Raw genomic sequence first — 9,242 nt, forward strand, 5'->3', positions numbered from 1 at the left:
CGCACCGCGCCGACAACGACCCGGCTTTAAGACTGAGCGGCTGACGCGCTACAGACGTTCTGCCAAGATAGGGGTATGCCGAAACCTAGCGAGGCCCCATCCGGCGAGCCGATCGCTGAAAACGTCGAATTGCGCTGGCCAGACGACATGGGCACGGAGGCGGCAGTAGTTAACCAGGTCCTATTCGCGTGGGATCAACAGCTCCAGGATGCCGTCTACATGTACCTCGGTCATGTTGCCCCGCCGCCATGGCTCACGCCCGAATCGGCTCAGGAAGGGCTAGCCCGCATGGGGAACACCATCGTCATAGCACCTCGGGGCAGTTTCGTGCTGAATCGCAGCCGTGCCGAAGAGCTTTGGGATGCTCTCGGGCGCCATCTTGGAAAGCTGCCGCCAAAGTGACTGCGCCGGCGATATTCGTTCGTCCGAGTGTGGCTGGCGGCCAGAGAATCACAGTTCCGGGCGTCTACCAGGCCTTGCAGCGTTACCACTTGTCCTGGGACCGCAGACCGGAGGGCTCGGGCCTTCTGTATCTGGGTGGATCGCCGATCGGGAGCCCGTCGAGAGTGACTGCCACCGAGGTGGTCAACCGCCAAAGGATCGTGGCTGGTTACTTGAAGTTGGCCGCGCAAAGCGACGACGAGAAGGCCATCGATGCTGCCCGCCGTGCTCGGCGTGATCGGATTCGTACACTTCGGTCGATATGACGACTGCGCGCCGCGGCCAAGTTTATTCAGTCGATGCGGGCGGTGAGCGTGGCAGGCATTACTACGTAATCGTGTCGAATGACGTGCGGAATCGGTTGCTGGACAGCGTTCTGGGCGCGATGGTGACGAGCACCGACAAGTCCCGCGTTCCAAGTGCTGTGGAACTGAGTCCTGACGATCCGGTAACCGGCTATGTGGTGGCCGACGTAATTGACCCTCTATGGGAAGAGGAAGTTGCGGGTCGTCCGCGGGGAGTGTTGTCGGCGCCGACGATGGAGAAGTTGGACGCTGCGCTCAAAATTGCTTTCGACTTGACCTGAGCGCGGCCGCCATCGGGGCCGCGCGTTCCCGTGGCATTACCGGAGTCTCGGCGGCGGGCGTCGAATAGGCGGCCAGCGGCCAATCAGCGCAGCGTCCTGCGGCATCGCGCAAAATGCGGCGCGCTTTTCGCCGCAGCGATCCCAACGCATCGTTAACGTTGCGGCATGACACCCCAGAACCCCGATCCAGTCGCCGACACCTGGACGAATCGCGATCTGCCCGTCTTGAAGGCCGTGGTGGAAATTTTCGAGGCGACCGGCAAGACGAAGATCGGCCCGAGCGAAATCGCGGCCAAGGCCAATCTCGACCCAGAGACCACCGAGAGGGCACTGCGCGCCCTGTATCGCGAGCCCTACCTTGAACCAGCCAGCACCGATTTCGGCGGTCACTTCGTCGCCGTCGGACCGCCGACTGGCGATGCATTGCGCGTGGCGGGTCAGTGGCCCACGCCCGAGAACCTGCTCGAACGGCTGGTCGCTGCGCTCGACGCCGCCGGCGACGACGAGTCGTTCGACGAACCGGAGCGAAGCAAGTTGAAGCAGGCGGCGGCATGGCTTGGCTCGTTCGCTTCCGGCGTCGCGGTCAGTGCGCTCGGCGGCGCGGGCGGCCACATGCTGAGCGGGTAGCCCCGATCGCGATGGGTACCGTTCGTAACACCCTGGCGGCTGACGTCACCGCCTGCAGGTCGTTGCCCGGGCCTCAACGTGCCCGGCTGCGCCGGGGCGCGTTGATCATCGCGTGGGGCGTCAGAACGTTTCGATGATGCGATCGCCCAGCTTTTCGGTTTCCATCACTGTGTCGATGAAATGCGGTTGCCCATGTGACTCCCAGCGGATATCGACGCTGCGGCCAAGGGGGTCGCGCCCGAAGTCGATGACGTTGATCGCGATCGGATGTCCGTTGGGATCTGCAAGGATCTGACACATCTCGCCGCCGAAATTCTTGCCTAGCTCGACCTCGTAACCGCGTGCGGCAAACTCATCCGCGAGCAGGGCGATCGGGGTAGCCAGCAGTGACGCAGCAACATCAGCGAGCGACATGCCGTAGCCGCTGGCGAACCCACGGGCTACGACCGACCCACTAGACGCATCGACGAGTTGGTACGTCGTGTAGTCGGCAGCACGAGGGTCGCGCGCCCTGGATTTCTCCAGCTTGAGGCCACGGCGCCGCGCTAAGCGGCGTATCCGGTTCTCCAACACTCGGTAGTCGGTCTCGCTCATGGCGTTGATCTCACCAGACGTGGGTATGTGAAAACTCATGGTGGTAATGATAACAAAACTGACGCTGGAAGCAAGGGGGCAAACTCTCCTGTACGCCGATAGGTCACTTGGAGCCGGCCGGAGGGTGGTCGGTCCTGCTGCTACCCGCACCGATCCCACGTGAGGTACCGGCCGCGCGGCCGAGCGGGAGTAGTGGGTCAACGCTGCGGCAGCCGCTGTGCGCTGGGTCTTTGACACGCGATAGCTGACTGTAGGATAACTATATGATAGCGCTGCGCTGACCTGCAGGTATTTACGCCCGGTGCACTGCGTTATCCGTTGCCGTAACACAGAATTAACAGCTGTTGCCTACTGTTTCGGTTATGGATCGTCAGAAGGAATTCGTCCTCCGCACGCTGGAGGAACGGGATATCCGCTTCGTTCGGCTGTGGTTCACCGACGTGCTCGGTTTCCTCAAGTCAGTCGCCATTGCCCCGGCCGAACTCGAGGGCGCCTTCGAAGAGGGCATCGGCTTCGACGGATCCTCAATCGAGGGCTTTTCGCGGGTCTCGGAATCCGACACCGTGGCCAACCCGGACCCGTCGACCTTCCAGGTGCTGCCCTGGTCGTCCGGCGGCCACCACCACTCGGCGCGGATGTTCTGCGACATCACCATGCCGGACGGTTCGCCGTCCTGGGCGGACCCGCGACACGTGCTGCGCCGCCAGCTGCAGAAGGCCAACGACCTCGGGTTTTCCTGCTATGTCCACCCCGAAATCGAGTTTTTCCTGCTCAAGCCGGGCCCGGACGACGGGTCGGTGCCCGTCCCGGTCGACAACGCGGGCTACTTCGACCAAGCGGTGCACGATTCCGCCTCGAACTTCCGCCGCCACGCGATCGAGGCTCTGGAATTCATGGGCATCTCGGTGGAGTTCAGCCACCACGAGGGCGCGCCCGGCCAGCAGGAGATCGACCTGCGCTTCGCCGACGCCCTGTCGATGGCCGACAACGTGATGACGTTCCGCTACGTCATCAAGGAGGTCGCGATCGAGAACGGCGCCCGCGCGTCGTTCATGCCCAAGCCGTTCGGGCAACACCCCGGCTCGGCGATGCACACCCACATGAGCCTGTTCGAGGGCGACGTCAATGCGTTCCACAGCCCCGACGACCCGCTACAGCTGTCCGACGTGGGCAAGTCGTTCATCGCCGGCATCCTGGAGCATGCCTCGGAGATCAGCGCGGTCACCAACCAATGGGTCAACTCCTACAAGCGGCTGGTGCAGGGCGGGGAGGCGCCCACCGCGGCGTCGTGGGGCGCGGCCAACCGGTCCGCTCTGGTGCGGGTGCCCATGTACACGCCGCACAAGACGTCGTCGCGGCGCATCGAGGTGCGCAGCCCCGACTCGGCGTGCAACCCCTACCTGACGTTCGCCGTGCTGCTGGCCGCCGGGCTGCGCGGGGTGGAGAAGGGCTACGTGCTGGGTCCGCAGGCCGAGGACAACGTGTGGGACCTGACCCCCGAGGAGCGGATCGCGATGGGCTACCGCGAGCTGCCGACCAGCCTGGACAGCGCGCTGAAGGCCATGGAGTCCTCCGAGCTGGTCGCGGAGACGTTGGGGGAGCACGTGTTTGACTTCTTCCTGCGCAACAAGCGCACGGAGTGGGCCAACTACCGCAGCCACGTCACGCAGTACGAGCTGAGCACCTACCTGTCGCTGTAGCCCGCGCCGCGCTCACCAGGCCGCCCGCCTTTCCCCGGCAACGCAGGCGGGTTGCGATACCGTCGTGGTCGTGACCAAACCCGCGACGCAGCGCCCCCGGCTGCCCAGCGTGGGCCGGCTCGGCCTGGTCGACCCCCCGGCGAGCGATCGGCTGACGCAGCTGGGTTGGTACGACCACGACGACCAGGCGCACGTCGACCTGCTGTGGTCGCTGTCGCGCGCACCCGACCCCGACGCCGCGCTGCGCGCCCTGATCCGGCTGGCGGAAAACCCCGACACCGACTGGGACGAGCTCAACGCCGCGCTGCTCGCCGAACGCCCGCTGCGCGGGCGGCTGTTCGCCGTGCTCGGCTCGTCGCTGACCCTGGGCGATCACCTGGCCGTTCACCCGCACTCGTGGAAACTGTTGCGGGGCAAGGCCAAACTGCCCACGCACGACGAGCTGCGCGCGGCGTTTACCAGATGCGTCGACGAGGCGTCGGGCGATCCCGCGACGGTGGTGGCGCGCCTGCAAACCCTGTACCGCGACCAGCTGTTGGTGCTGGCCGCGCTCGACCTGGCGGCGACGGTGGAGGACGAACCGGTGCTGCCGTTCACCGTGGTGGGCGCCCAGCTGTCGGACCTGGCGGACGCCGCGCTGGCCGCCGCCCTGCGGGTGGCCGAGCTGAGCGTGTGCGGCGGCGACCGCACGCCGCCGCGGCTGGCCGTCATCGCGATGGGCAAATGCGGTGCCCGCGAACTGAACTACGTCAGCGACGTCGACGTGATCTTCGTCGGCGAGCGGGCCGACGCCCTCACCACCCGGCTGGCCAGCGAGATGATGCGGGTCGCCTCGGCGGCCTTCTTCCAGGTTGACGCCGGGCTGCGGCCCGAGGGCCGCAGCGGTGAGCTGGTCCGCACCGTCGAGTCGCACATCGCCTACTACCAGCGCTGGGCGAAGACGTGGGAGTTCCAGGCGTTGCTGAAAGCCCGCGCGGCCGTGGGCGACGCGGAGCTCGGGGAGCGCTACCTGACCGCGTTGATGCCGATGGTGTGGGTGGCCTGCGAGCGCGAGGACTTCGTCATCGAGGTGCAGGCCATGCGCCGCCGGGTCGAGCAGCTGGTGCCCGCCGACGTGCGCGGCCGCGAGATCAAACTCGGCAGCGGCGGGCTGCGGGACGTGGAGTTCGCGGTGCAGCTACTGCAGCTGGTGCACGGCCGCGGCGACGAGTCGCTGCACGTGGCGTCCACGGTTGACGCGCTGGACGCGTTGGGCCAGGGCGGCTACATCGGGCGCGAGGACGCGGCGAACCTGACCGCGTCCTACGAGTTCCTCCGGCTGCTCGAGCACCGGCTCCAGCTGCAGCGGCTCAAGCGCACCCACCTGTTGCCGGAGGCCGAGGACGAGGAGGCCGTGCGCTGGCTGGCGCGCGCCGCGCACATCCGGCCCGACGGGCGGCACGACGCCGCGGGCGTGCTCCGCGAGGAGCTGCGTCACCAGAACCTGCGGGTTTCTCAACTGCACGCCAAGCTCTTCTACCAGCCGCTGCTGGAGTCGATCGGCCCGGCCGGCCTGGAGATCCGGCACGGCATGACGTCGGAGGCCGCCGAGCGGCAGCTCGCCGCGCTCGGCTACGAGGGGCCCCAGACGGCGCTGAAACACATGGCGGCGCTGGTCAACCAGAGCGGCCGGCGCGGCCGCGTGCAGTCGGTGCTGCTGCCCCGGCTGCTGCACTGGATGTCCTACGCCCCCGATCCCGACGGCGGCCTGCTGGCCTACCGCCGGCTGAGTGAGGCCCTGGCCGGCGAGAACTGGTATCTGGCCACGCTGCGCGACAAGCCCGCGGTGGCCAAGCGGCTCATGCACGTGCTGGGCACCTCCGCCTACGTCCCGGACCTGTTGATGCGCGCGCCGAGGGTGATTCAGGATTACAGCGACGGCCCGGCCGGCCCCAAACTGCTCGAGACCGACCCCGCCGCGGTGGCCCGGGCGCTGATCGCGTCGGCCGGCCGCCACCCCGACGCGGTGCGCGCGATCGCCGCGGCCCGCACGCTGCGCCGCCGCGAATTGGCCCGCATCGGCTCGGCCGACCTGCTGGGCTTCCTCGAGGTCATCGACGTCTGCCGGGGGCTGACCTCGGTATGGGTGGCCGTGCTGCAGGCCGCGCTCGACGCGATCATCCGCGCCAACCTTCCCAAGGACGGCTCCGAAAAAGGAAGGGCGCCGGCCGCCATCGCGGTGATCGGCATGGGCAGGCTGGGTGGCGCCGAGCTTGGCTACGGGTCCGACGCCGACGTGATGTTCGTGTGCGAGGCGGCGTCCGGTGTCGAGGACTCGGTGGCGATCCGGTGGTCCACGACGGTCGCCGAGCAGGTGCGCACGCTGCTGGGGACCCCCAGCGTCGACCCGCCGCTGGAGGTCGACGCCAACCTGCGGCCCGAGGGTCGGCAGGGTCCGCTGGTGCGGACGCTGGGTTCGTACGCCGCGTACTACGAGCAGTGGGCGCAGCCGTGGGAGATTCAGGCCCTGCTGCGCGCGCACGCGGTCGCCGGTGACGCGGAGCTGGGGCAGCGGTTCCTGGTGATCGCCGACAAGACGCGTTATCCGGCCGACGGGGTGTCGTCGGACGCGGTGCGCGAGATCCGCCGCATCAAGGCCCGCGTGGACGCCGAGCGGCTGCCGCGCGGCGCCGACCCCAACACCCACACCAAGCTGGGCCGCGGGGGACTGGCCGACATCGAGTGGACCGTGCAGCTGCTGCAGCTGCTCTATGCCCACGACATCCCCGCCCTGCACAACACCTCGACGCTGGAATCCCTGGATGCGATCGAGGCGGCCGGCCTGGTTCCCGCCGACGAGGTCGACCTGCTGCGGCAGGCCTGGCTGACCGCCACCCGGGCCCGCAACGCGCTGGTGCTGGTCCGCGGCAAGCCGACCGATCAGTTGCCGGGCCCCGGGCGGCAGCTCAACGCGGTCGCAGTTGCCGCCGGCTGGCCGACCGACGACGGCGGCGAATTCCTGGACAACTATCTTCGGGTGACGCGGCGCGCGAAGGCGGTCGTGCGGAAGGTGTTCGGGAGTTGAGTCAGGAGGCCGGCGCGTTGGATGCCATTTTCGAGGTGCTCGACGCGGCGGAGGCGCAACGAGTGACGGCCCTGTACGCCCCGCTGGCCGACGCCGTCCGGGAACTCATCGACGCCACCATCCGCACCGAGGCCGACGAGGACGTCGTCGCCAACGCGCGGACCGCGATCGAGGCGGTCACCGAGTCGTTGCGGCAACGGACCCGGCCGATCGGTGTGAGCTACCGCGTCGACGGCGCGCGGCCGCTCACGCTGGGAAACGCCGCGATCGGCTTGGGCAATCCGATCGCGCCGCCCGTCATCGTCCACCACGACGGCGGCGGCCGGTGCTGGAGCGAATTCATCCTCGGGGCGGCCTACGAGGGGCCGCCCAAGCTGGTACACGGCGGGGTGAGCGCCCTGGTGCTCGACCACATGCTGGGTGAGGCGGCCAGCGAGGGGCTGTCCAAGCCGCGGTTCACCGGAACCATCACCGTGAAGTACCTGCGCGGCACCCCGCTGGGCCCGCTTCGGTCCGAGGCCTGGATCGAGGGCAAGGAGGGTGTGAAAGTCTTTGCCCGCGGCACCATTTCGGACGCTTCCGGGGTCACCGTCGAGGCCGACGGCGTCTTCATCGAGCCGTCCTGGGCGCGGGAAGCGCAATGAAGTTCTACGTCAGCAGCGCCTTCCTGAACACCCGGGAGATCATCGAGATCGCCAAGGCCGCAGACGAACTCGGCTACGACGGCATCGGGATTCCCGACCACGTCGTCAACCTGGAGACCCTGGACACCCCGTATCCGTACACCAAAGACGGCGAGCGGCGCTGGCAGCCGTTCACCGACTGGCCCGACCCGTGGGTCCTCGTCGGCGCGCTGGCTCAGGTCAGCTCGCGGCTGCGGTTCGTCACCACCGTCTACATCCCGGCGATGCGCAACCCGTACTCGGCGGCCAAAGCGATTGGGACCGCGGCGGTCCTGGCGGAGGGCCGGGTGGAGCTCGGCATCGGTGTCGGTTGGTGCCGCGAGGAATTCGCGCTGATGGGCGAACAATTCGAGGCCCGCGGCAAACGCACCGACGAGATCATCGACCTGATGCGGGCGTTGTGGCGGCCGGGATGGACGGAGTTCGACGGCGCGTTCTACCGGGCGCCGCGACTGGAGATGGAGCCGACGCCGCCGCCGATCCCGGTGTATGTCGGCGGGCTCAGCGACATCGCGCTGCGCCGCGCCGCCCGCAACGACGGCTGGATCGGTGACCTGATCAAGACCGACCGCGCCATCGACGCGGTCGGCCGGTTGCGGGAACTGCGGGCCGAAAACGGGCTCTCGATGGACGATTTCACCGTCCTGACGCCGCTGACCGACGCATTCACCACCGCAGATTATCGGCGCGCCGCCGACGCCGGCATCACCGGCATCATCACCATGCCGTGGATGTTCTACGCCGGGCCGGACGCCTCGTTGGCCGACAAGATCGACGGCATGCAGCGCTTCCGCAAGGACCTGGCGCTCGACGCGTAATTCACCTCTCGCGTTTTCGCGCCGCGACACTTAACCCAGGGCGACGACACGCCGCAAACGTGCGCCGTGGTTTCAGTCTCGCGGCTTCGATCGCCTGTGGGCGGCTTGTAATCCCTTGCAAGCCTGAAAGAATGATTGGCATGCGAATCGGTCGGGTGCGCCCGGCGTCTGCGCAGGACGCCGCGGCGTGCCGTGCGATCTATCGCCCGTACGTCGAGGACACGGCGATCAGCTGGGAGATCGAAGTCCCGAGCGTAGGGGAGATGGCCGCCCGCATCGCCGCCGCCCGCGAGGCCCACGACTGGCTGGTCCTCGAACGCGATGGTCAGGTCGTCGGTTTCGCCTATGGTCACGCGCTCAGGCGCCTACCGACCTTCCAGTGGTCGGCCGAGACCGGAATCTATGTCGACCTCGACCATCACCGCACGGGCGGCGGCCGCCAGCTCTACACGCGGCTGCTGCACCGGCTCAGGGAGCGCGGCTACCGAACGGCTTTCGCGGGTATCACGCAACCGAACGAGGCCAGCAATGGCTTTCACCGGTCATTCGGATTTCACGACGCGGGCTTGTATAGGCGCACCGCATGGAAAGACGGCCGCTGGCACGATGTCGCATGGATGCAACTGGACCTAGTCGGCTCGGCCCACGGCCCGCCCAGCCCGATCGTGAAATCCGAATGACCGGTGAAAGCCATTGCTGGCCTCGTTCGGTTGCGTGATACCCGCGACC

At 67.7% G+C, this 9,242-nt stretch carries 9 protein-coding genes; 8 read left to right on the forward strand and 1 reads right to left on the reverse strand.

Annotated features, from left to right (window positions below):
- Positions 1-75 precede the first annotated feature (75 nt).
- The 3 genes from A5692_RS28870 to A5692_RS05585 all read left to right on the forward strand — a co-directional run bounded on the left by A5692_RS28870 (position 76) and on the right by A5692_RS05585 (position 1,654).
- Positions 76-402, forward strand: coding sequence for a hypothetical protein (locus A5692_RS28870; RefSeq protein ID WP_156765939.1), 327 nt, complete (start codon positions 76-78; stop codon positions 400-402).
- A 301-nt stretch (positions 403-703) separates the two neighbouring features.
- Positions 704-1,027, forward strand: coding sequence for a type II toxin-antitoxin system PemK/MazF family toxin (locus A5692_RS05580; protein ID WP_068053116.1), 324 nt, complete (start codon positions 704-706; stop codon positions 1,025-1,027).
- A 165-nt stretch (positions 1,028-1,192) separates the two neighbouring features.
- Positions 1,193-1,654, forward strand: coding sequence for a hypothetical protein (locus tag A5692_RS05585; RefSeq protein ID WP_068053119.1), 462 nt, complete (start codon positions 1,193-1,195; stop codon positions 1,652-1,654).
- A gap of 120 nt (positions 1,655-1,774) precedes the next feature.
- Here A5692_RS05585 and A5692_RS28875 read toward each other — a convergent pair whose 3' ends face one another.
- Entirely contained in the window at positions 1,775-2,287 is a 513-nt protein-coding gene (locus tag A5692_RS28875; RefSeq protein WP_156765940.1) for a hypothetical protein, read from the reverse strand.
- 323 nt (positions 2,288-2,610) lie between these two features.
- Between A5692_RS28875 and A5692_RS05595 the strand changes: the two genes are divergently transcribed.
- The 5 genes from A5692_RS05595 (at position 2,611) to A5692_RS05615 (ending at position 9,193) form a co-directional block, all read left to right on the forward strand.
- Positions 2,611-3,948, forward strand: coding sequence for a glutamine synthetase family protein (locus A5692_RS05595; protein ID WP_068053126.1), 1,338 nt, complete (start codon positions 2,611-2,613; stop codon positions 3,946-3,948).
- A gap of 64 nt (positions 3,949-4,012) precedes the next feature.
- Positions 4,013-7,012, forward strand: a complete 3,000-nt coding sequence (locus A5692_RS05600; protein WP_068053129.1) for a bifunctional [glutamine synthetase] adenylyltransferase/[glutamine synthetase]-adenylyl-L-tyrosine phosphorylase — start codon at positions 4,013-4,015, stop codon at positions 7,010-7,012.
- Positions 7,009-7,656, forward strand: a complete 648-nt coding sequence (locus A5692_RS05605; RefSeq protein ID WP_082962384.1) for a PaaI family thioesterase — start codon at positions 7,009-7,011, stop codon at positions 7,654-7,656. Before A5692_RS05600 ends, A5692_RS05605 begins: the two co-directional genes overlap by 4 nt.
- The gene (locus A5692_RS05610) at positions 7,653-8,513 is read left to right on the forward strand and encodes a TIGR03619 family F420-dependent LLM class oxidoreductase (RefSeq protein ID WP_068053132.1); all 861 of its coding nucleotides are present in this window, start codon (positions 7,653-7,655) and stop codon (positions 8,511-8,513) included. Before A5692_RS05605 ends, A5692_RS05610 begins: the two co-directional genes overlap by 4 nt.
- Positions 8,514-8,653: 140 nt before the next feature.
- Positions 8,654-9,193 (forward strand): GNAT family N-acetyltransferase, encoded by a 540-nt coding sequence (locus A5692_RS05615; protein ID WP_197514367.1) that lies wholly within the window; start codon positions 8,654-8,656, stop codon positions 9,191-9,193.
- The last annotated feature ends 49 nt before the right edge of the window (positions 9,194-9,242 follow it).

It is taken from the genome of Mycobacterium sp. E342 (assembly GCF_001667665.1).
Classification (GTDB): Bacteria; Actinomycetota; Actinomycetes; order Mycobacteriales; family Mycobacteriaceae; genus Mycobacterium.

What these genes read in the sequence shown, in the direction of transcription:
- A5692_RS05610 (WP_068053132.1), top strand. Translation starts at nt 7,653, where the DNA reads ATGAAGTTCTACGTCAGCAGCGCCTTCCTGAACACCCGGGAGATCATC.
- A5692_RS05595 (WP_068053126.1), top strand. Translation starts at nt 2,611, where the DNA reads ATGGATCGTCAGAAGGAATTCGTCCTCCGCACGCTGGAGGAACGGGAT.
- A5692_RS05580 (WP_068053116.1), top strand. Translation starts at nt 704, where the DNA reads ATGACGACTGCGCGCCGCGGCCAAGTTTATTCAGTCGATGCGGGCGGT.
- A5692_RS28870 (WP_156765939.1), top strand. Translation starts at nt 76, where the DNA reads ATGCCGAAACCTAGCGAGGCCCCATCCGGCGAGCCGATCGCTGAAAAC.
- A5692_RS28875 (WP_156765940.1), bottom strand. Translation starts at nt 2,287, where the DNA reads ATGAGTTTTCACATACCCACGTCTGGTGAGATCAACGCCATGAGCGAG.
- A5692_RS05615 (WP_197514367.1), top strand. Translation starts at nt 8,654, where the DNA reads ATGCGAATCGGTCGGGTGCGCCCGGCGTCTGCGCAGGACGCCGCGGCG.
- A5692_RS05585 (WP_068053119.1), top strand. Translation starts at nt 1,193, where the DNA reads ATGACACCCCAGAACCCCGATCCAGTCGCCGACACCTGGACGAATCGC.